Origin of the sequence: Cohaesibacter celericrescens (assembly GCF_002866925.1) — a bacterium.
Lineage (GTDB): Bacteria > Pseudomonadota > Alphaproteobacteria > Rhizobiales > Cohaesibacteraceae > Cohaesibacter > Cohaesibacter celericrescens.
In genome coordinates, this window is the sequence record NZ_PKUQ01000002.1 from 27,604 (window position 1) to 49,332 (window position 21,729).

19 protein-coding genes, 1 tRNA gene, 2 pseudogenes and 1 riboswitch are annotated in these 21,729 nt (G+C 50.7%); of the genes and pseudogenes, 17 read left to right on the forward strand and 5 right to left on the reverse strand.

What is annotated here, in order from left to right; translation table 11 throughout:
- Positions 1-17: 17 nt before the first annotated feature.
- From cobN to cobM, 13 genes are all read left to right on the forward strand, one after another.
- Complete coding sequence (gene cobN, locus C0081_RS03285; protein ID WP_101532389.1) at positions 18-3,809, forward strand: cobaltochelatase subunit CobN; 3,792 nt, start codon at positions 18-20, stop codon at positions 3,807-3,809.
- Entirely contained in the window at positions 3,806-4,429 is a 624-nt protein-coding gene (gene cobO / locus C0081_RS03290) for a cob(I)yrinic acid a,c-diamide adenosyltransferase (RefSeq protein WP_245417845.1), read from the forward strand. Before cobN ends, cobO begins: the two co-directional genes overlap by 4 nt.
- A gap of 87 nt (positions 4,430-4,516) precedes the next feature.
- Positions 4,517-4,744: riboswitch (cobalamin riboswitch) on the forward strand.
- Between the two features lie 163 nt (positions 4,745-4,907).
- Positions 4,908-5,699, forward strand: a complete 792-nt coding sequence (locus C0081_RS03295; protein ID WP_101532390.1) for a DUF4198 domain-containing protein — start codon at positions 4,908-4,910, stop codon at positions 5,697-5,699.
- Between the two features lie 32 nt (positions 5,700-5,731).
- Positions 5,732-6,355: a cobalt transporter CbiM gene (cbiM, locus tag C0081_RS03300; RefSeq protein ID WP_101532391.1), complete on the forward strand. Its 624-nt coding sequence runs from the start codon at positions 5,732-5,734 to the stop codon at positions 6,353-6,355.
- Complete coding sequence (locus tag C0081_RS03305) at positions 6,352-7,047, forward strand: cobalt ABC transporter permease (RefSeq protein ID WP_101532392.1); 696 nt, start codon at positions 6,352-6,354, stop codon at positions 7,045-7,047. The genes cbiM and C0081_RS03305 overlap by 4 nt, the downstream gene beginning before the upstream one ends.
- On the forward strand, positions 7,044-7,862 hold the full coding sequence (gene cbiQ / locus C0081_RS03310) for a cobalt ECF transporter T component CbiQ (protein WP_245417846.1): 819 nt from the start codon (positions 7,044-7,046) through the stop codon (positions 7,860-7,862). The genes C0081_RS03305 and cbiQ overlap by 4 nt, the downstream gene beginning before the upstream one ends.
- Positions 7,846-8,493 carry an energy-coupling factor ABC transporter ATP-binding protein gene (locus C0081_RS03315; protein WP_101532393.1) on the forward strand — a complete coding sequence of 216 codons (648 nt, stop codon included), beginning with the start codon at positions 7,846-7,848 and terminating at the stop codon, positions 8,491-8,493. The genes cbiQ and C0081_RS03315 overlap by 17 nt, the downstream gene beginning before the upstream one ends.
- Positions 8,494-8,806: 313 nt before the next feature.
- Complete coding sequence (locus tag C0081_RS03320) at positions 8,807-9,931, forward strand: sirohydrochlorin chelatase (protein WP_101532440.1); 1,125 nt, start codon at positions 8,807-8,809, stop codon at positions 9,929-9,931.
- Positions 9,932-9,950: 19 nt separating this feature from the next.
- Positions 9,951-10,655, forward strand: coding sequence for a precorrin-8X methylmutase (locus C0081_RS03325; protein WP_101532394.1), 705 nt, complete (start codon positions 9,951-9,953; stop codon positions 10,653-10,655).
- Positions 10,652-11,890: a precorrin-6y C5,15-methyltransferase (decarboxylating) subunit CbiE gene (gene cbiE / locus C0081_RS03330; RefSeq protein WP_101532395.1), complete on the forward strand. Its 1,239-nt coding sequence runs from the start codon at positions 10,652-10,654 to the stop codon at positions 11,888-11,890. The genes C0081_RS03325 and cbiE overlap by 4 nt, the downstream gene beginning before the upstream one ends.
- Before the next feature lie 30 nt (positions 11,891-11,920).
- Positions 11,921-12,640: a precorrin-2 C(20)-methyltransferase gene (cobI, locus tag C0081_RS03335; protein ID WP_101532396.1), complete on the forward strand. Its 720-nt coding sequence runs from the start codon at positions 11,921-11,923 to the stop codon at positions 12,638-12,640.
- Complete coding sequence (gene cobJ / locus C0081_RS03340) at positions 12,628-14,490, forward strand: precorrin-3B C(17)-methyltransferase (protein ID WP_245417847.1); 1,863 nt, start codon at positions 12,628-12,630, stop codon at positions 14,488-14,490. Before cobI ends, cobJ begins: the two co-directional genes overlap by 13 nt.
- A gap of 54 nt (positions 14,491-14,544) precedes the next feature.
- Positions 14,545-15,336: a precorrin-4 C(11)-methyltransferase gene (cobM, locus tag C0081_RS03345; protein WP_101532397.1), complete on the forward strand. Its 792-nt coding sequence runs from the start codon at positions 14,545-14,547 to the stop codon at positions 15,334-15,336.
- Between the two features lie 15 nt (positions 15,337-15,351).
- On the opposite strand, the gene C0081_RS03350 is transcribed toward cobM, so the two are convergent.
- Both C0081_RS03350 and cobA read right to left on the reverse strand, forming a co-directional pair.
- Positions 15,352-16,689 (reverse strand): cobyrinic acid a,c-diamide synthase CobB, encoded by a 1,338-nt coding sequence (locus C0081_RS03350; protein ID WP_101532398.1) that lies wholly within the window; start codon positions 16,687-16,689, stop codon positions 15,352-15,354.
- A 20-nt stretch (positions 16,690-16,709) separates the two neighbouring features.
- Positions 16,710-17,570 carry a uroporphyrinogen-III C-methyltransferase gene (gene cobA, locus C0081_RS03355; RefSeq protein ID WP_101532399.1) on the reverse strand — a complete coding sequence of 287 codons (861 nt, stop codon included), beginning with the start codon at positions 17,568-17,570 and terminating at the stop codon, positions 16,710-16,712.
- A 63-nt stretch (positions 17,571-17,633) separates the two neighbouring features.
- On the opposite strand from cobA, the gene C0081_RS03360 reads away from it, so the two are divergent.
- The 4 genes from C0081_RS03360 to C0081_RS03375 all read left to right on the forward strand — a co-directional run bounded on the left by C0081_RS03360 (position 17,634) and on the right by C0081_RS03375 (position 20,450).
- Positions 17,634-18,755 carry a cobalt-precorrin-5B (C(1))-methyltransferase gene (locus C0081_RS03360; protein ID WP_101532400.1) on the forward strand — a complete coding sequence of 374 codons (1,122 nt, stop codon included), beginning with the start codon at positions 17,634-17,636 and terminating at the stop codon, positions 18,753-18,755.
- Complete coding sequence (locus C0081_RS03365; RefSeq protein WP_101532401.1) at positions 18,752-19,534, forward strand: cobalt-precorrin-6A reductase; 783 nt, start codon at positions 18,752-18,754, stop codon at positions 19,532-19,534. Before C0081_RS03360 ends, C0081_RS03365 begins: the two co-directional genes overlap by 4 nt.
- Positions 19,535-19,943: 409 nt before the next feature.
- The gene (locus C0081_RS03370) at positions 19,944-20,153 is read left to right on the forward strand and encodes a cold-shock protein (protein ID WP_101532402.1); all 210 of its coding nucleotides are present in this window, start codon (positions 19,944-19,946) and stop codon (positions 20,151-20,153) included.
- A gap of 222 nt (positions 20,154-20,375) precedes the next feature.
- Positions 20,376-20,450 (forward strand) — tRNA-Glu (locus C0081_RS03375).
- Positions 20,451-20,498: 48 nt separating this feature from the next.
- Here the strand turns inward: C0081_RS03375 and C0081_RS03380 are convergent.
- The 3 genes and pseudogenes from C0081_RS03380 to C0081_RS23490 all read right to left on the reverse strand — a co-directional run.
- Complete coding sequence (locus C0081_RS03380) at positions 20,499-20,744, reverse strand: hypothetical protein (protein WP_101532403.1); 246 nt, start codon at positions 20,742-20,744, stop codon at positions 20,499-20,501.
- Positions 20,745-20,913: 169 nt separating this feature from the next.
- Positions 20,914-21,090: pseudogene (locus C0081_RS03385) on the reverse strand (IS3 family transposase); the annotation flags it as partial.
- Between the two features lie 48 nt (positions 21,091-21,138).
- A pseudogene (locus C0081_RS23490) lies at positions 21,139-21,705 on the reverse strand (integrase core domain-containing protein); the annotation flags it as partial.
- Positions 21,706-21,729: the final 24 nt, after the last annotated feature.

Below are 21,729 nucleotides of genomic sequence, written 5' to 3' on the forward strand. Positions count from 1 at the left end.
CAAGGTCTCTCTTTTTCATGCACATTCTCGCTCCACAAGCTGGCAGGATAGACGACGGACAAGAAGCGATTGATTTGGGGCAATCCCCCGGAGATATTTTAATCTTGTCGGCCGCAGATAGTGAGCTTTCTGCGCTTTCAGCGTCAGCCCGCGCGCGAAAACCAACTGATACCAGTTTGCGTCTTGCAAACCTAATGGGGCTCAATCACCCCTATTCGGTTGACCTCTATGTTGAGCAGACAGCCCGCCACGCAAAATTGATAATCTTGCGAATTTTGGGCGGGGTCGAATATTGGCAATATGGCTTGGAGCAGATGAAAAAGCTGTCCCGCGGGTTTGGCATCAAGCTGCTTGTAATGCCAGGGGACGACAAATGGGACGAAACGCTGGCGGCATGGTCCAGTGAGGACCTGTCTATTGTGCGCAGGGTATGGCGGTATTTTGTCGAAGGTGGTCAGGAGAATTTGACCAACGCCCTGAATTATGCCGGCTCGCTTGTCGGCGAAGATACAGGTGAGGTTCCGCAACCATTGCCTTTGCCTCGCGTCGGCATTCTGCATGAAGGCCAAAGCTTTAGCGACGAAGGAGCCATCAACGACTATCTTACCACGTGTGTACCGCGCCCTGCCCGTCCCATTGTTCCGATCTTTTTTTATCGTTCTTATGTACAAAGTGCGATGACCGCACCCATCGATGCGCTCTGTGCTTCATTGGAACAACGGGGCCTGCATCCGGTTGCTGTCTTTCTTCCCAGCCTTAAAGATGCAGAAGCCCAAGCTTTTATCACGTCACTTTTTGCTAGACTTTCCCCTTCTGTTTTCCTCAATTGTACAGCCTTTGCGTTGTCCAAAGCCGGGCACGCCTATGAAGCAACCATACTAGATCCTTACGATTGCCCGATATTGCAAGTAATCCTGTCCGGTTCCAGCCGCGAAGCCTGGGACGAGAGCCCGCGTGGTTTGTCGGCCCGTGACTTGGCGATGCATGTGGTGCTGCCGGAACTAGATGGGCGGATATTGAGCCGCGCCATTGCCTTCAAGGAAGAAGGGCAATTGGATGCAGCAACCGAATATAAACCAGTACGGCTAGAGCCATCCCTTGATCGTGTGGATTTTGTTGCATCCCTTGCTGACGGCTGGGCCAAATTGCGACAAGCCCCGTCAGAGCAACGCAAACTTGCGATTGTCCTGGCCAATTATCCCAACAAGGATGGCCGTATTGCAAATGGTGTTGGGTTGGACAGTCCAGCGTCAGTGGTGGGCATGCTCAACGCATTGCGTGATGAGGGATATCAAACTGGATCTATTCCTGCGGACTCAGATGCCCTCATGCAGGCGGTTTTGGCTGGACCAACCAACGCTTTGGGTGTTGCGGAGCGCAAAAGCGACATACAGCTTGATGTCTCATTCTATGAACAAATGTTTGCTGACCTGCCAAAGGCATTGCGCAACCAAGTAACCGAGCGTTGGGGGGCTCCGAACTCCGATCCGATGGTACGCGAGGATGCGTTCCAACTCGCAGTTTTGACATTTGGCAATGTAGCCATTGGGGTTCAACCTGCGCGTGGCTATAACATTGACCCTAAAGCCACTTATCACGATCCCGCTTTGGTGCCGCCACACAATTATTTTGCCTTCTATTTTTGGCTGCGCAAAAGCTTTGGCATACACGCCATCATTCACGCAGGTAAACATGGCAATTTGGAGTGGCTACCGGGTAAAGCGCTAGCGCTGAGCAATAGCTGTTATCCGGAAGCCGCGTTGGGTCCTGTGCCACATCTCTATCCCTTCATTGTCAATGATCCCGGTGAAGGCTGTCAGGCCAAGCGCCGAACGGGTGCTGTTATTATCGACCATTTAACACCGCCTCTCGCGCGGGCAGAAAGTCATGGAGCCGGTGAAGAGCTGGAATCCTTGGTCGATGAATTTTATACCGCGCAAGGTGTCGATCCACGTCGCTCGGCCAAATTGCTCGAAGAAATCCGGTTCTTGGCCAGCCGCACTGGTCTGGATAAGGATGCAGGCGTTGGCTCTGATGATGATAATGAGCAAGCATTGCAACAGCTTGATGCACATTTATGCGATATAAAAGAGCTACAAATTCGCGATGGCTTGCACATTTTAGGGCAGTCACCTGAGGGCAGCCTGCTTGAAAATCTTTTGGTAGCAATTGCGCGCGTACCGCGTGGCAATGATGCGCGTGAGCAATCCCTGCATAGGTCCATCAGTGAAGACCTGGGACTTGTCGTTGCCAATGAAACATTCAATCCTCTGGACTGTGATTTTTCTCTTGCTTGGGATGGCGAACGCCCTGCTGAGTTGACTGACCTTTCATCTGAGCTATGGCGTCACTGCGGCGACACCGTAGAGCGCATTGAAATTGCAGCAGAAAAACTCGTTTCGCATGAGATGAAATGTCCTGTTGACTGGCCTAAAACACAGGCTGTTCTGAATTGGATTTGGCAAGATCTGCAGCCGATTGTTGAGTCTTGTGGCACAGAAGAATTCAAACATCTCCTTGCTGGTCTGGATGGTCGTTTTGTGCCTCCGGGGCCATCAGGTGCGCCAACGCGAGGTAGACCCGACGTGCTGCCTACAGGGCGGAATTTCTTTGCTGTAGATGTGCGTTCGGTTCCGTCAAAAACAGCTTGGACAATTGGAGAATTGTCAGCGCAGCGTTTGGTGGAGCGACATTTTCAAGACGAGGGAGAATGGCTGCAAGCGATCGTTTTGACCTGTTGGGGCACGGCCAATATGCGCACTGGTGGTGATGACATCGCGCAGGCACTAGCGCTGCTTGGTGTCCGACCTGTTTGGGAGACAGCCTCCGGTCGCGTGACTGGTATTGAGGTCATCCGGTTGTCCGATTTGCAACGCCCCCGCGTTGATGTCACTTTGCGGATTTCGGGGTTTTTTCGCGATGCATTTCCGCATCAAATTGACCTGTTTGATGCTGCGGTACGACAAGTGGCAGAACTGGATGAACCCCAAGACGCCAATCCACTGGCGGCTCGGGTTCGAGCAGAAAGAGCAAAAGCAGAAGAACAGGGCTTGTCCACTGAAATGGCACAAAGACAAGCAACATTTCGTGTATTTGGTTCCATGCCAGGAGCCTATGGTGCAGGCCTACAAGCCTTGATCGATGAAAAAATCTGGGACAAACGCTCTGACTTTGCCGAGGCATTTGTGGCTTGGGGCGGGTTTGCCTATGGTGCAGGACAATATGGCGATAAGGCAACGGACAGCCTAAAAACACGCCTTTCTCACGTCGATGCTGTGGTTCAAAACCAGGACAACCGTGAGCATGACTTGCTCGATTCAGATGACTATTACCAATTTGAAGGCGGGCTAGCAGCCAGCGTCGAAACCTTGAAGGGTACCGCACCCAAGGTCTACCACAACGACCATTCCCGCGCAGAACGGCCTGTTATTCGCACGTTGGATGAAGAAATCGCGCGTGTCGTGCGTGGTCGTGCAGCCAACCCCAAATGGATCGCAGGTGTAATGCGGCATGGTTACAAGGGTGCGTTTGAGATGGCTGCGACGTTGGATTATCTGTTTGCCTTTGCTGCCACGACCAATGCCGTTGGAGATCACCATTTTGACCAGCTTTATGAAGCTTATCTGGAAGACAAAACTGTATCGGATTTTCTGAAAGACAAAAACAAACCCGCCTATGATGATATGGTGGACCGGTTTATCGAAGCCATTGACCGTGGGCTTTGGGCCCCAAGGTCCAACAGCGCAGCCTTTCACTTGAAAGAAAGTCAGCAGAATCGCAGCAATCATAATGAGGAGATGATTTCATGACTAAAGACATGAATGAAGAGGCGCAAAACGCCCGTCATGCCGAAAAGATGAAGAAAAAGAAAGTGGCACGCGACAAGATACTTGCTACCAAAACCATAGAAAAAGGCCTGATCATTGTCCATACAGGCAAAGGCAAGGGAAAATCTACCGCTGCCTTTGGAATGGCCTTTCGATCCCTTGGTCATGGCCACAAAATCGCAATCATCCAATTTGTCAAAGGCGCATGGAACTCGGGTGAAAAGCAAGTGCTTGAAAAATTCCCCGAGCTTGTAACCATTCGTTCGATGGGTGAAGGGTTTACCTGGGAAACGCAGGATCGTCAGAAAGATATCGATAACGCCCGATCTGCTTGGGAAACGGCAAAAGAGCTCATTCTGGACCCCAGTATTCGTTTCGTATTGATGGATGAATTGAACATCGTCTTGCGTTACGACTATCTGCCTATCGAAGAAGTGGTTGCCTTCTTGAAAGATGAAAAACCAGATGACACCCATGTTGTCATTACCGGTCGCAACGCCAAAGAAGAATTGATCGAAATTGCCGATTTGGTAACAGATATGACTCAGATCAAGCATCCGTTCCGTTCTGGTGTTAAAGCTCAGGAAGGCATTGAATTCTAATTCCAAAAGAAACATCAAATTTGCCAAATTTGAGCTGAAATCTCTCTGCATCATTTTGGCAAGTTGACTTGTGAAACTCTAGTCCTTATGGACTATAAGCATGATGGTTTTCCTCGCACGAGCGTTGCGGGGAAATGAAAAGGGAACATGGTGTGGTGTACCCATCAGGGACCGAATCCATGGCTGCCCCCGCAACTGTAGTCGGCGAGCTGCCGTCCTTAATAGACCACTGGTTTCTTGTATGAAATCGGGAAGGTGTGGACGGATAAGTGATGACCCGTGAGCCAGGAGACCTGCCATCAGGCCGTTAGACGCATGACTTTCATGCGGATGACACCTCTAAACAAGACGCCGGGGTGTGCGTTTGGTGGAGAGAGGACTGGCGGCTCGTGATAAAGTTTGTCAGACGTCCCTTCCCAATATTCACAATTCCTTATGCGTCTCCAGCATTGGCAGAGTTTGCCATAGGAGATAATAAGTGACTAATTTTCTAACAAAAGTCGTCGTGGCGAGCAGTTTGCTGCTTTCAACGGCAGCGCAAGCCCATTTTCAATTGGTTTTTACACCGCAGGTCATTTTTGAACGCACCAGCGACGTTCCGCTAAAATTGCTTTTTTGGCATCCTTTTGAAAATGGCCACGTCATGGATATGGTGACGCCCCAATCCTTTTATGCCGTTCATAAAGGCAAAAAAATTGACCTGATGAACAGCCTGAAGCCAATGCGCTTCAAAGGATCGAGCAACGAAGGCGATGGCTTTGACGCCTCAATCAAACTCAAGCGCAATGGTGACTATATTCTCGTTGTTGAGCCGACTCCCTATTTTGAGGGCAGTGAAGACATGTTTATTCAGCAGATCACCAAGAGCTATTTGAATAAGGGTGGTGTTCCTTCTGGCTGGGAAGAGCCTGTGGGACTCGTCGCTGAAATTATACCCCTCAATAAACCAACCAATGTTATCGCCGGTTCAACCTTTACGGGGCGCGTGCTGTCTGAAGGCAAACCAGTCGCGGGTGCCGAGATTGAAGTCGAATATCTCGCAGCTACCCCAGACATGGACACCAATTCCCCAACCTCCACCACCGCTACTCCCCCAGCTGGCGGTACGATTGTCGCTTTGTCCGATGCCAATGGCTATTTCACATTTGGCATCCCAAAAGCTGGTTTTTGGGGTTTTGCTGCCTTGGGTGTTGGGCCTGCAACCGAATATGAAGGCAAGGCGCTTTCGCAGGACGCGGTGATATGGATAAAAGCACATGACATCGACTAGACAAAGCCTATCGCTCCAAGCGAGGTGCTTACATGCATATTATTGATGGTGCTCTGAGCAATGAAGTTGCGATTGCCGGGGTTGTTATGACCGTTGGTGGATTGGCAATAGGGTTACGCAAACTCGACATGGAGCTGATTCCTGCCGCCGGTGTACTCAGCGCCACCTTTTTTGTTGCGTCTCTCATTCATGTGCCGCTTGGTGTTTCAAGTGTGCATTTGATCATGAATGGCCTAGCCGGGATTATTCTCGGCTGGGCGGCTTTCCCTGCGTTGTTTGTGGGGTTGTTGTTGCAAGCGATCTTTTTTGCGTTTGGTGGAATTTCGGTACTGGGTGTCAACGCCGTCAATATCGCCGGTCCTGCCGTGATCGTCGGCCTTATAGCACGCCCCTTCATAGTAAATTCCACATCCACACGAAAAGTGGCAATTATTGGCGGAATCGCTGGTGGATTAGCCGTTTCTATGACGACTTTGTTTGTTGCTATCGCTTTGGCTTTGTCCGGTGAAAATTTTGTGGCCGCTGCGAAACTCGTGTTCATCGCCCACATTCCAGTCATGGTCATTGAGGGGCTTTTAACCGCTGCGGCGCTGTATCTTATCCATCGGGTTAAACCGGAGCTTTTCCATGTCATGAGCAGAAAGGTATCGCAATGAACAAGTCAATTGCTGCAATATTTAGCGGCTTGTTGCTGCTGGTTGGGTTGTCCTTGCCTGCTTACGCCCACAAGGTCATCGTGTCTGCCTATGCTGAAGGGGCACTCATTGAAGGCGAAATCGGATTTTCGGGTGGCGATGCGTCGGCCAACACCATCGTTGACGTATTGGACGATGCTGGAAATAAAATAGGAGAAACCAAAACGAATGAAGACGGTATTTTCCAATTCACTCCGACACAACACATCCCGCACACCTTTCGTGCGAACCTAGGTCAAGGTCATATCGCGATTTATCGATTAGACATTGATGAATTACCCGAAGGTTTGGCAACGAAAGATGCAAAGGGTCCCGTTGAAGAAGGCATCAAAGAACCGGTAAGAGCCCCGGCTACACGGGCCAATGAAAATCCTGTTAGCCTCGATCAAGAGGCTTTGCAGGAAATCATTCGCAACAGCGTAAAAGCGGAACTGGCGGCCTTTCAGCCCGAGATTGCTTCTGCAATTCGAAAAGAAACAAAACCTGTTTGGAAGGAAATTGCGGCCTACAAAGAAAAGAATGATTTTCAGACCATTCTTGGAGGTATTGGCTATATTTTGGGTCTGTTCGGGGTTGGCTTTTATTTTGCCGCAAGACGCGAGCGGAAGAAAGCAGAAGCAGGCAGCAACCCCGCAAAAGGAAATACCGAATGAGTGAATTGCTAGAACAGGCAGGACAAGCCCGACCCGACCGGATGTCTCAAGATGATGTCTCTGTGATTACATCAAACAAGATGTGGATCCGGATGCTTGATCCTCGGGTTCGCATTGTCAGCGTTGTTGCGTTTGCTGTGACGATCGTACAATTGTCCAGCCTGCCTCTTCTGGCCGTTTCTCTTGGGCTTGCGTTTTTTCTTATGACGCAAGCTCGCTTGCCCTTTTGGCCGACAGCCAAACGGGTTGCCATGATGGACGGATTTATCGTCTTTTTGCTTATCATGCTGCCCTTTACGACACCAGGCCAAGCCATGTTCCATATTTTGGGTTTTGCTGCCAGTTTCGAAGGGTTGCAAAAGGCAATCATCATTCTGTTCAAGGCCAATGCGATCGTCATGACCACATTGTCCCTATTAGGAACGCTCGAAGCTGTGACGCTCGGCCATGCGCTCGCTCGCCTCAAAGTTCCAGACAGTCTAGTGCATTTGTTGTTGTTCACAGTGCGCTATATAGAAGTTCTGCATGCGGAATATCGCCGTCTTAGAACTGCAATGAAATGTCGTGGCTTCAGTCCCTCCAACAGCTGGCACACCTACCGCAGTGTCGGATATCTTGTTGGTATGCTGTTGATCCGGTCCTTTGAGCGCTCAGAGCGTATTCTTCAAGCCATGAAATGTCGCGGTTTTCAGGGGCAGTTTCATATTCTCGATAGCATCGAGTTTACACGGCGCGACGCCGTTTTTTCCAGTTTTGCAAGCCTCGTCATGCTGACGCTGGTCGCACTTGAGGTTATGTATGGCCCTGTTGCTTGAAACCGAAGATCTGCATTTTTCCTATCATGGCTTTGAGCCCTGTCTGAGCGGCGTAACGATGGCGGTGAATGCAGGTGAGCGCATTGGACTGGTCGGTCATAACGGTGCGGGCAAAAGCACGCTGCTACATTTACTTGTTGGATTGAACAAGCCTTCTTCCGGGCGGATTGCTGCTTTTGGTCGCGATTATCAAAGCGAAGAGGATTTTCGCCTGTTGCGGCGGCGGGTGGGGCTTGTCTTCCAAGATCCTGACGATCAGCTTTTCTGCCCTACTGTCGCTGAAGATGTGGCGTTTGGGCCACTCAATCTAGGCTACAGCATCCAAGACGCAATGTGTATCGTTGACGAAACTCTGGCCTCGTTGGGGCTATCTGAATTCCGCGAGCGGATCACACATAAATTGTCAGGCGGGCAAAAGCGATTGGTATCGCTGGCGACCGTGTTGGCCATGAAACCGGACATATTGTTGTTGGATGAACCAACCAACGCTTTGGATGAAAAAACCACGCGCAGTTTGATCGATATCCTTGTCAACCTTCCGCAAGCCATGGTTATTGTCTCACATGATCGGGCTTTCCGAGAGGAAGTGGTAACCCGTACTATTCTGATGGAGGGTGGACAGATCCGCTAAAGCGCTTTTCCTTGGTGTGCTAGCGAGTTAGTCTCACCCTACACTATTCGCAGTGCTTCCCGATGAGACTTGTCCACCGTAGTAGGACAATGAATGATGGAAGCTGAAAACCATGTCAGTGCGGTTGATCCAATCAGGAGACCAAGACTGACCTGCAGGATTGAACAGGACGTTCTTGCCCTTGATGGTAGGCACGCCACTTTCCCCTGCTCCATTGTTATTTCACAACTGCCGATGCAGTTGCTTGAACATTTGAACCGATAGGGGATCAGACGTGACCAATTCTGGACCAAAAGAAGAAAAACTTGGCGTGATGATTTGTGGCCACGGTAGCCGCAATAAAGAGGCCGTCAATCAATTTGCCAAACTCTCAGAGAGATTGCGTCCACGCTTTCCCGACTATCCCGTTGACTATGGGTATTTGGAGTTTGCCAATCCGGTCATTTCCAATGGCCTTGATAATTTGGTGGCGCAAGGCTGCACACGCATTCTCGCTGTTCCCGGCATGTTGTTTGCTGCTGGCCATGCCAAAAACGACATTCCCTCTGTGCTCAATGCCTATCAGGCCAAAACCCCCGGCGTGACCATCGAATATGGCCGTGAGTTGGGGCTTGATTTGAAAATGATCAAGGCCGCTGGCGCACGGGTTCAAGAGGCTGTTGATGCAGCCAATGCCGAGTATGGTGACTTGCCATTGACCGAGACCATGTTGATGGTGGTTGGCCGAGGTGCCTCTGACCCTGATGCCAATTCCAACGTCAACAAACTGATGCGCCTTCTTTGGGAAGGCATGGGCTTTGGCTGGGGAGAAGTTTGTTATTCGGGCGTCACCTTTCCATTAGTGGAACCGGGTTTGGAGCACGCAGCCAAACTTGGATACAAACGCATCATCGTATTCCCTTACTTCCTGTTCACCGGCATTCTGGTGCGGCGCATCTATAACTTCACTGATGAAGTTGCTGCGCGCCATCCGGACATGCAGTTTGTTAAAGCCGGATATCTCAACGATCAGGATTATGTGATTGAAACCTTTGAAGACCGCGTGCAGGAAATCCTTGAAGGCACCAACAATATGAACTGCCAACTGTGCAAATATCGTGCGCAGGTTCTGGGGTTTGAGAAAGAAGTCGGTCTGAAGCAAGAAAGCCATCATCACCATGTTGAAGGTGTTGAAACTGCAGACTGTGAATATTGCGTGGATAACAAGTGCACAAACGAGTGCTTGAAACACAAGCCATCCACAGGTCATCAACATAATCACAGTCACGATCATGGCCATACACATGCCCACGGCGATGAACATACACATGATCACGGGCACGAACACAAACATGAGCACGGGCATTCGCACGATGACAAAGCCCATGATCACCATCATCACCCCTATCCGCATGCCGATCATCCCCACGGTCCGAACAGCATGTATAAAAAGGATTGAACGGGTTTGATTGTGCATTATGGCATTTGACTATGAGAAAGACCCCGCAGCGATTTATGCAAAATCATTTCAGATAATACGAAGTGAATCTGCTGAATCTCTGGCACAAATTCCAGAGTCAGTCGAACCCTTGGCGGTCCGATTGATGCATGCGGTTGGCATGACTGATCTGGTACCCGATCTACGGTTTAGCACACGGTGTATGGCAGCTGGCATCGCCGCCATACAGCAAGGCAATCCGATTTTGGTTGACACACAAATGGTGGCGGGCGGCATAACACGCCGCTTTCTATCAGTTGATCACGGCGGCGCGGGCAACGATGTTTTGGTGACACTCAATGATCCGTTAGTTCCGCACTTGGCGGCCGAAATAGGCACGACACGAACAGCAGCAGCGATGGAGCTTTGGCGTCCCCATTTGGACGGCGCGGTTGTGGCAATTGGCAACGCGCCGACGGCGCTTTTTCGATTGTTGGAAATGATACGAGACGGCGAAAGCAAACCGGCGTTGGTGCTCGGGTTTCCGGTTGGTTTTGTCGGGGCGGCTGAATCCAAACAATGTTTGGTCGACGAAGCAGATGCATTGGATCTGGACTATGTTGCCCTGTTGGGCCGTCGTGGCGGAACGCCTTTGGCCAGCGCTGCGGTCAATGCCTTGTCCATCGCGGCACTTGGCAAAGGGGATCAGCCTGCTGATCCAAAGCCGAATGAGAGAAATAGATGACAGACGAACTGAATGAACCGTGGCTCAATATTATCGGTATTGGTGAAGGCGGAACGGATGATGTGAGCGATCTTGGGTGGTCGTTGATTGCTCAGAGCAAGACTATTATTGGCGGACAGCGTCATTTGGCCATGATAGCTGATGATTTGACACCCGATGCGGAACGCATTGTCTGGCCATCGCCTTTTTCTAAAATTTATGCGGAACTCGAAAAAATTCGCGGACAGCAAGTCGTAATTTTGGCCAGCGGGGACCCGATGTGTTTTGGCATTGGTGGGACACTTACCCGCCATTTTGATAGGTCCGAAATGCGCGTATTGCCTGCGCCCAGTTCATTCAGTCTGGCCGCCAGTCGCCTCGGTTGGCCGCTTAACAAAACATCACAATTGACCATTCATGGGCGCAATCCGGCTTCTTTGCTCCCGCATTATACGCCCGGAGCGCGGTTATTTATTCTGTCCAAGGACAGCACATCCCCTTCATTGGTTGCAAAGCAATTATGCAATCAAGGGATTGAAAACGCTTCAATCACCGTGCTTGAGCACTTGGGTGGTGACAAAGAAAAAATCATCGAAAGTGACGCGCGCACGATCAAAAACGGCGGTGAAACTTTGCGTTTTGCGGATCTGAATGTGCTGGCTGTTGCTCTGCCCGATCAATTGCCGCATTGGCTGCCCACCATTGCAGGCTTGCCGGATGATGCTTTTGAACATGATGGCAAAATGACCAAGCGGGATATCCGCGCGAGTGCTCTGGCTAAGCTTGCCCCACACCCCAATGCCCTACTGTGGGACGTTGGTACCGGCTGCGGTTCCATTGCTATTGAATGGATGCGCAGCCACGCCAGTTGCCGCGCAGTTGGCATTGAACCACAAGAAAAGCGCAGAGTATTTGCCGAGCATAACGCACAGCAATTGGGTACTCCCGGTTTGCGATTGTTGGCAAGCCAAGCGCCAGATGGATTGCGCGGAGAGGAAGCGCCTGACGCGATCTTTATTGGCGGCGGTTTATCCGTTGATGTGGTCAATTTTTGCCTCAGGGCCCTTAAACCTCGGGGCCGTCTGGTCGCCCACGCAGTGACTTTAGGATCGGAGCGCTTGCTGCTCGAAATGTTTGAACGCCACGGCGGTGACTTGACCCGCCTGTCCATTGCCAAAGCGTCCCCTGTAGGGCCGCATTTCGGGTGGAAAACCTCGATGCCTGTCACCCAATGGGCGTTTGTAAAAGACGCATAGCCCTCACAAATTATGACTCAGAGACAAAATATGAAAACTGAAAATCAAGGCACTCTTTATGGTGTCGGTGTTGGCCCCGGAGATCCAGAACTTCTAAGCTTGAAAGCTGCGCGCCTTATTGGCAACGCCGCAGTTATTGCATATCCCGCACCGGAAGGCGGCGAAAGCTTTGCCCGATCCATCGCCAGCGCATTCATTCCCAATCAATGTATCGAAATCGCCATGCCGGTACCCATGCGCACTGAGCGTTTTGCGGCACAATCGGTTTATGATGATGGCGCAAAAGATATTGCCGACCATCTCAGGGCGGGTCGCGATGTCGTTGTGTTGTGTGAAGGCGATCCGTTCTTTTATGGCAGCTTCATGTATCTGCACAATCGCCTTGCCGATCAATTCAACGTCGAAATCGTATCAGGGGTTTCATCACTTGTTGCCTGCGCCGGTCGTTTGGCTCAACCGCTTGCCGGACGCAATGATGTGCTGACCATATTAACCGGCCCTATGGACGATGACGCATTGGAACAACGCCTTTTATTGGGCGGATCCTTTGTGATCATGAAAGTGGGGCGTCATTTGCCTCGACTTCGGGCACTTTTGGATAAATTGGGCCTGTTGTCCAATTCTGGTTATGTCGAGCGAGCAACACTGCCAACCGAGAAAGTCATGCCGTTGGCTGATGTTGATGAAAGCTGCGTTCCCTATTTTTCAATGATCCTTATTTATGACGGAGATGAAGCATGGAAGAAATGAACCGATCCATCGCGATTGTTTGCCCGTCAAAAGCAGCCATAAGACTCGCCAATCAAATCAAGTCAGTCCTCGTTGAGCATGGCCGTTCCGTTGTTGTGCATGCCAAATCCGATGTGACAGACGCGGACGTTCCATTTACGGATACCATCAGTCATATCCGCGACCTATTTACTGGCGGAAAAGACATCGTTGCACTTTGTGCTAGCGGCATCGTCATCCGCGCATTGGCTCCGGTGCTGGATAGCAAATTTAACGAACCAGCTGTTCTGGCTGTATCGCGCGACGCGTTATCTGTGGTGCCATTGCTGGGTGGGCATCATGGTGCGAATGATCTGGCCCGTTTGATCGCTAAGGGGCTGGATGCCCATGCTGCGGTGACCACGGCTGGCGACTGCCGGTTCCGGTTGGCGCTTGATAATCCTCCAGCAGGTTGGAAGCTACAAAACCCGCGTTCTGCTGGCCCTGTGATGGCGAAAATCGTCGATGGGACTGCCGTTCAGGTGGATGATAGTCTTGACTGGATCAAGGATGGCAAGCTTGTCATTTCAAATGAAGCAGATATCAAGCTCATCTCCTCAATCGAAATGGCATCTCCTGAAAAGTCTGAGACCGCACTGGTTTACAGTCCCCAACGATTGGCCGTTGGCGTTGGGTGTGAAAGAGGTGTTTCGCCCGATCACTTGATTGCCCATATTGAGGCGACCCTTGCGAGTGCCAATCTGTCTCGCGAAGCTATTGGCATGATTGCTTCTGTTGATTTGAAAATGGATGAAGCTGCCATTCATCACGCAGCAGCACATTTTGGTGTATCCGCACGGTTCTTTTCGGTGTCAGAATTAGAAGCGCAAAAAGATAAACTTCAAACCCCGTCAGACGTTGTTTTTGCTGAAGTTGGTTGCCACGGCGTTGCTGAAGGCGCTGCACTGGCCGCTGCGGGAGTGTCTGGCTCTTTGCTAGTCGCCAAGGTCAAATCCGACAAAGCCACTTGCGCAATTGGCCTTGCTGCAGAGCCTTTTTCAAGTGCCCTGCCCGGTCAAAAGCGCGGACACTTATCAGTGGTCGGCATTGGTCCGGGGCAATCGGAATGGCGTACACCAGAAGCCAGCAATCGGATTGCCGAAGCCGAGGAATTGGTCGGCTATGGTCTCTATATTGACTTGCTTGGATCTTTAGCTGACGGCAAAACCCGCAGTGACTTCCCATTGGGTGGCGAAGAAGATCGGTGCCGCTATGCGCTTGAACAAGCAGGAAAGGGACATAATGTTGCTTTGATCTGCTCGGGCGATGCTGGCATATATGCCATGGGTGCTTTGGTAATGGAGTTGCTCGATCGATCTGAAGATGCTGGAGGCGTATCCGCTGCCGCCAAACGGATCGAACTCACCCATGTGCCTGGGGTTTCTGCCTTGCAGGCCGCATCCGCAAGGTTTGGCGCTCTGCTGGGGCATGACTTCTGCACGATCTCGCTTTCAGATTTGCTGACACCTTGGGAGACCATAGTTCAACGTCTGGAAGCCGCCGCGCAAGGTGACTTTGTCGTGGCCTTTTATAATCCGGTCTCAAAAAAGAGACGAACACAACTCGCGCGTGCCAAAGAGATATTGCTGGCCCATCGCCCACCAGAAACCCCCGTCTTGCTAGCTTCCAATTTGGGCCGAGAAACCGAAAATCTGCGCATCAGGACATTGTCTGAACTGGAAGTGGATGAGGTTGATATGTTGACGGTTGTTCTGGTCGGTTCGTCTCAATCTAGGAAAATACAATCAGGTGATCGCTCTGTTGGGGACAATGGCTGGCAAGCCTACACCCCGCGCGGTTATGCGAAACGAATTGATGCCGAGAAAAGCTGAATTGAAGTGCAATAAAATGCGCTTCACCACGAGCGCGGTTACAAAGGAAATGAAATGACAGTCTATTTTATCGGCGCAGGCCCTGGTGCTCCGGATTTAATCACTGTACGCGGCCTCAAATTGATACAACGTTGCCCCGTTTGTCTTTATGCAGGATCCCTGGTGCCAGAGGCGATTGTCGTCGAGGCTCCCGAGACTGCTTTGGTCAAAGACACCGCGCCTATGCATCTTGATGAAATAATCGAGGACATCCGGATTGCCCATGAGAATGGCCATGACGTTGCACGAGTGCATTCTGGTGATCCTTCCATCTATGGTGCCATTGCTGAACAGATGCGACGCCTTAAAGTCTTGGGCATCGACTATGAAGTGGTGCCCGGCGTTCCGGCCTTTGCTGCAGCTGCCGCCGCTATTGGTGCTGAACTGACGGTTCCCGGCATTGCACAGACAATCATTTTAACGCGAACTGCGATGAAATCCTCCTCGATGCCGGAAGGCGAAAGCCTTGATATATTGGGAAGATCAGGCGCGACACTTGCCATTCATCTATCTATTCGCAACATTCCGCAAATCGAGCGAGAGCTAACACCTCATTATGGCGCAGATTGCCCCGTCGTGGTCGCCTATCGTGTTGGCTGGCCCGATCAGGCATTCATTCATGGTACGCTTTCAACCATTCGGCAAAAGGTTCGCGCCGAGAAAATCACGCGCACAGCACTCATTTTGGTGGGGCCGGCCATGGCCGCGCAAGAGTTTGAGGATTCCAAACTCTATGATTCCGAGTTTTCACATGTTTTGCGGATTGGGGCAAAAGGGGAAGTCGGGCCTGAAGCCACAGAAGTGTGAGTCCGATTAACCGCCTTACGCAGGTGCAATAATATGGGCAAAGGATCCATGGACGCTGCCGATCCTTTGTCCCATTGCACCCAAATCTTTCCCTGCGGCTGAATGAGCATTAAAGAGCGGTTCGCATATGCCCTGCCATGTGACCGTGGCATAGTGGAATTCGTGCGCAGTTAGGCTTTCGCCCCAAGGCAAAGTTGAACTATGGGTAAGTTTCCTATACCCCAATTTTAACTTAGTGTCTTGAAAGCTAGTCGTTACGGGCAGCAAATTCAGCATGGCATATTCACACCCTTGCTTTGATAGGATAGACCGGCCAAGCACCATATAACCACCGCATTCAGCAAAAATACATTTTGAACGCGCCGCTGCATCCTCCATCCGTTGCCGGAACGTAGTTGCTTGCTGTAACGCATCCAGATGCAATTCTGGATAACCTCCCGGCAAATAGATCGCATCGGCATCAAGTGATGGCGCCTCGTCTTGCAGAGGTGAGAAAAACGATAGTTCGGCCCCCTGCTCTTGCCAGTCTGATAGCAAATGCGGATAAATGAATGTAAAGGCTTCATCCCGTGCAATCGCAATGCGTTGCCCGATCGGCTTCAGTTTGAATGGGGAGTTTAATGCCCCTGAGTGGTTTTCAGTTGTATTTGTGTGAGAATTTGCCAACTGTATGATCGCATCAAGATCTACATATTGACCAACATGATCTGCAATATCATCTATTCTATCAGACAGTTCGCTGTGTTCATTCGCCTGTATCAATCCGAGATGTCGAGACGGCAGAACCAGCTTTTCTGAAGAACGCACCACACCCATTACCGGCAAATTGATTTTAGCAAATGCCTCTCGCAATAACATTTCATGCGCAACCGATCCAACCCGATTGAGAAGCACACCGCCTATAGATATATCAAAATCAAACCTGCGAAGCCCCTGAGCTATAGCCGCCGCGGTTTGGGCTTGTCCTTTGACATCCAACACCAAAAGGACAGGAAGCTTCAGTATGCGGGCAAGATTTGCCGTTGACCCCTGCCCACCGGCAGCCCCGTCAAACAACCCCATGACCCCTTCTACGAACAGGAATTCACTTTGAAATGCGTGGCTTTCACTGCGAGACAAGATATCAACTGGACGCATAGCCCATGGATCGAGATTGATAGATGTGGCACCAGATGCCACGGCGTGAAACGCTGGATCAATATAATCGGGACCACATTTTGCCGGTGCAACGACCAGCCCTCGCCGCGTTAACAAGCGCTGCAAACCCAATGAAAGCGTTGTTTTCCCCGAATTGGAGCTGCTGGCCGCCAATATCAGGCCGGTTTGCACGTGCGTGGAGGATTGAACTGCCATAATAACGTTGCGCTAACTGATCAGGAACGACTGAATGAAAGAGGATCGGAAATGAGCTTTTTGTTATGCGTGACATAGCCCAACCAATCGAGCCCTTCACGCATGCGCACAACATCGCCGACAACAAACAGGGCTGGCGGCGCGAGGCCCGACTTTTCTGTTTCTTCTGCAATGCGGTCCAGATCAGACACCAGAACCGCTTGTTTCGGCGTTGTGGCATTGCAGATGATAGCGGCGCCCTCTTTCGGATTTCGGCCGGCTTTGAGCAGTTTTTCCGTAATAGATTTCAAATGCTTCATTGCCATATACATCACAATCACTTGCGAGCCTTTGGCTATAGCATCCCAATTGAGTGCGGTCGGCATTGAGCCGGTCTGGTCGTGGCCGGTCAGGAATGTGACGGACTGATTGATGTCACGATGGGTTGCTGGAATGCCTGCATAACACAAACCTCCGATGCCCGCAGTGATGCCAGGAACGATGCGAAACGGAATGTCTGCTGCGACCAACCCCAAAGCTTCTTCACCACCACGTCCAAAAATAAACGGGTCGCCGCCTTTTAGGCGCAATACACGCTTGCCTTTTTGCGCCTGTTCGATAAGTCGCAGGTTAATGTCTTGCTGCTTGGGAGAAGGCCGCCCGCCCCGCTTGCCTGCGAACTCCACCACGACGTCGGCCTTTGCGAAGGACAGTATCGCGGCATCTACTAAGGCATCATAGACGATCAGATCGGCCTGCCGGATCGCATTGACCGCATGAAGTGTAAGCAGTCCCCGATCTCCGGGTCCACCACCAACCAACCACACCCAACCGGGAAGGAACTCGGGTAGTCCGTCAAACAGAGTTTTGCTGTAGGTGTCATCAGCCGGAATGGTAGACATGTTTTTTCCTGTTGTTACGTCTTTCGTATGGCATATCAGTCTTGTGCGTTATATATCTGACCTATGTCAGATCATACAGAAAAATCGGATAAAAATGTGCCCCTAAGGCGTGGCTGGACAACGGGAGCCTGTTCGACCGCGGCCACCAAGGCAGCGCTGACTGCGCTTGTTACCGGAGAGTTTCCAGATCCGGTGACGATTACACTACCAAAGGGACAAACTCCTGCCTTCGCACTGGCGTTTGAGCGATTGGAAGATCAGCATGCCGAAGCTGGAATCATCAAAGATGCAGGAGATGATCCCGACGTAACGCACGGTGCTTTGATCAAAGTAAAAGTAGCCTTTGGGCAACCTGAAAGCGGTGTTCGGTTCATTGCCGGAGAAGGCGTAGGAATGGTGACGCGCCCTGGTTTGCCGATTCCTGTTGGAGAACCGGCAATCAATCCTATGCCGCGCCAAATGATGCAGACTGTGGTGCAGGAGTTGTCCCGAAGCTATGGGTTTTCGCCTGATGTGGATATCACCATTTCTGTACGTAACGGTGAAAAACTAGCGCAGAAGACATGGAATCCGCGCCTCGGTATCATGGGCGGTCTATCGATTTTGGGCACGACCGGCATTGTAATCCCCTTTTCCTGTTCAGCATGGATCCATTCCATTCATCGCGGCATTGATGTAGCCCGAGCGGGCGGTCACGACCATGTCGCAGGCTGCACCGGATCAACCTCCGAAAAGCGGGTCAAGGACCTATATGGTTTGCAGGATTTCTCCATGTTGGATATGGGGGACTTTGTTGGCGGCATGCTAAAATACTTACGCAAAAACCCCGTTCCGCGTGTGACCATCGGCGGCGGTTTTGCCAAACTGTCTAAGTTGGCCCAAGGGCATATGGATCTTCACTCCGGGCGTAGTCAGGTGGACTTTGACTGGATGGCCGAGCAATTATTCGAGCTAGGCGCAGATTCGGGGCTTTTGGCCCGAGCGCGGCAAGCCAACAGTGCATTGGCCCTGCTGGAGGATGCCCAACGCGAGTGTGTAGACATCGCCGGTGCGATTGCTTCTAAAGCACAACAACAAGCCTTATTGATGCTAAGACAGGCTCCTATCAAAGTTGATGTTGTTGTTGTTGGTCGCGATGGCAAACTGCTCGCGCGCACTCAGCCTCTGAATGCCGAGGATCAATGACTGTGGGATTGCGTATTCTTCTACTGGGCGGAACACGTGAAGCGCGGTTACTGTTAGAACGACTCATCGCCCAGAAAAATCTCGACATAACCCTTTCTCTATCAGGGGCTTTGGGTAAAGACGCTACCTCTGCCTTTCGCAAAAGGATGTCGCAAAAGGATGGGATAGGCTTCAAAATCAGGACTGGCGGGTTTGGCGGTATTGATGGCTTGGTTGAGTTTATCACTGAACATAAGTTCAACTTGATCATCGACGCCACGCATCCCTTTGCAATATCTATGAGTCAGAATGCCGTTGCTGCCGCGGATAATTTGGCCTGCCCTATCATTCGCTTTGCACGTCCAGCGTGGTTTCCGCAGACCGGCGATAATTGGATCCATGTTGACAGTCTTCAAGCAAGTTCCGAAGTTCTTGCGCAAGGCGCACGCGCCTTTTTGGCTATAGGAAAGCAGTCTGCATTTCATTTTTCTCACCGTACAGACTGTCGGTTCCTCATTCGTAGCATCGAGGCCATGGATACGTCGATATTCCACAGTCCAGTTGACTGCATACAATCGATGCCTGAGGAAAGCGTGGCAGCAGAAATAGCTCTGATGAAGCGATATGAAATTGACTGTCTTGTCACAAAAAACTCTGGCGCAGCACAAGCCTACTACAAGGTTGAAGCTGCTCGTCTGCTGGGGATCGAAGTGGTCATGATCGACCGCCCTACGTTGCCACCTTGTCCTGAATTTTGCGCTTTTGATGAAACCATATCGTGGATCAATTGCCTTTCATAAAAGCTCGAACCCACTTTTATTCACCGATGAACATATGGGCAGTTTTAAGGCAACCAACGAGTGAGCAGCGCCTCATCCATAAGCAAATCGCATCAAAACGGACTTCAAACACCAATCCGCAGAGTGGTTGTCAAACAGTGAATATATCTATATTTCATAGCACTAGCTTAGTTTTTGGCATTGCCAATATAAGTGGCAATATAACAGTCATATGAAATTTCTTTAACGCAACAAATCTATTCTTTCGAATTTTATGCTTATGATGTAATCTTTTTTTGTTGGTTTTCTGAAGCGTCAGGCGCGCATGCTCTTTAAGATGGTTTCACCAATCCAGACGATGATGATGACGACCCCCTTTCGTATATGAGGTGCGGCGGGGACAAGACCCTAAAGTCAAAGGAAATTGAAGATGGCAACCGGAACTGTTAAGTGGTTTAACCCAACCAAAGGATTTGGCTTCATCGAGCCCTCCGAAGGTGGAACAGACGCTTTTGTTCATATTTCAGCGGTTGAGCGTTCTGGTCTGACGACCCTTACAGAAGGTCAGCAGGTCGAATATGAGATGGTTGAAGGCCGTAACGGCAAGGAAAATGCGGACAATCTGAAAGTTGTTGGCTGATTGCCTGTTCGTGACCATTAAAAGCTCCAATAAAAATCGAAAACCCTGGTGCACTGCATCGGGGTTTTTGCTTGCCTTTGAGGCTCTCCAATCACCTAGACCCATGATAATATGCATCGGATTGGTGAGAGCTTGGGATAAATATCAAACTATTCAAAAATCTCGACTTTGCGGCTTGCGCTTTGTTCTAAAGCTTCCTATAAACCGCTTCACCAATAGCGAGTGCCCTTCGTCTAGCGGTTAGGACGCTGCCCTTTCACGGCGGTAACACGGGTTCGAGTCCCGTAGGGCATGCCATTGGTTACTTAAAGCCCTTGCAACTTAACTAGTTGCGAGGGCTTTTGTCTAACTATTGGCGGGGTTGGACAAATTCTCGAACTTGGCCATGCCACTATCTCCCAACCTAGTCCTGTTCGCTTTCTGAACATATTTTCGCGCTTCTTGCTGTGTTCGGTGTCCCAAATAGGCCATCACAGCAGCAGATCCTTTGTCATGGTGTGTTTCGAACCTGTCAATCTCGACGTCAGTCCATGTGTGATAACCGTCCGGATTATCTTTAAACCTCGTCACGCCTTTGGTTGGGTCGTTCATGATCAGCTCTATCTTTATTGCGTACCGGCAAAGGCGTCCGATTAGTTTCAGCAGTTTGTTGGCTGCCCAAGGGGGCGCGTGCTTTTGGCCGATCAGTGCCTCTACATGCTTGAACTTGAGGCTGGCAACCTGAACCGCGCCGGGATTGCCGGAGGCTGATTTGTCTTAGTTACGCGGCCAGTTCCGATCTTTCCATTGCAGCATAGAAGTTTTCCTCTGCTTCAGCAGGCGGAATGTTGCCGATAGGTTCTAGCAAACGATGGTTGTTAAACCAATCCACCCATTCCAATGTGGCATATTCAATAGCTTCAAAGTTGCGCCATGGACCGCGGTGGTTGACCTGCTCCCCAATTCTCTACCAGTTTCAGGGAGAATCCGAGAGTTGGTTTTGGCTTTATGCCACCATCAATTTTAAGGCTGATTTGGCGGCATATTCAATTGGTGTGAGGTTACCCAAAGAAGCATGGGGTCTTTCACTATTGTAGTCGTCTTTCCATGCTTTGATCTCTGTTCTGGCCTGACCTGGCGATGAGAAAAGGGTCTCTTTCAAGCACTCATCCCTGAAGCTGCCGTTGAAGCTTTCGACAAAGCCGTTTTACATTGGCTTGCTAGGAGCTATGTAATGCCACCTGATGTCTGTTTTTTAGCACCACTTCAGGATGGCCATCGAAGTGAACTCTGTTCCATTGTCACTAACAATGGTCTTGGGCTTTCCTCTCTGTTTGATCAGTTCATCCAACTCACGGGCCACTCGGTAGCCTGACAAGGATGTATCGGCCACCAAAGCCAAACATTCGCGAGAGAAATCATCGATGACAGCCAGAACACGAAACCTGCGACTATCTGTGAAAGCATCAGAGGCAAAATCCAACGACCATAGTTCGTTCACCCGGTCTGGCACAACAATAGGCTTTCTAGTGCCCAGAGCACGTTTACGGCCACCCGTTGACCGGCAGGCAAGCGAAGCGCCGCCGAGAGGGGGGAG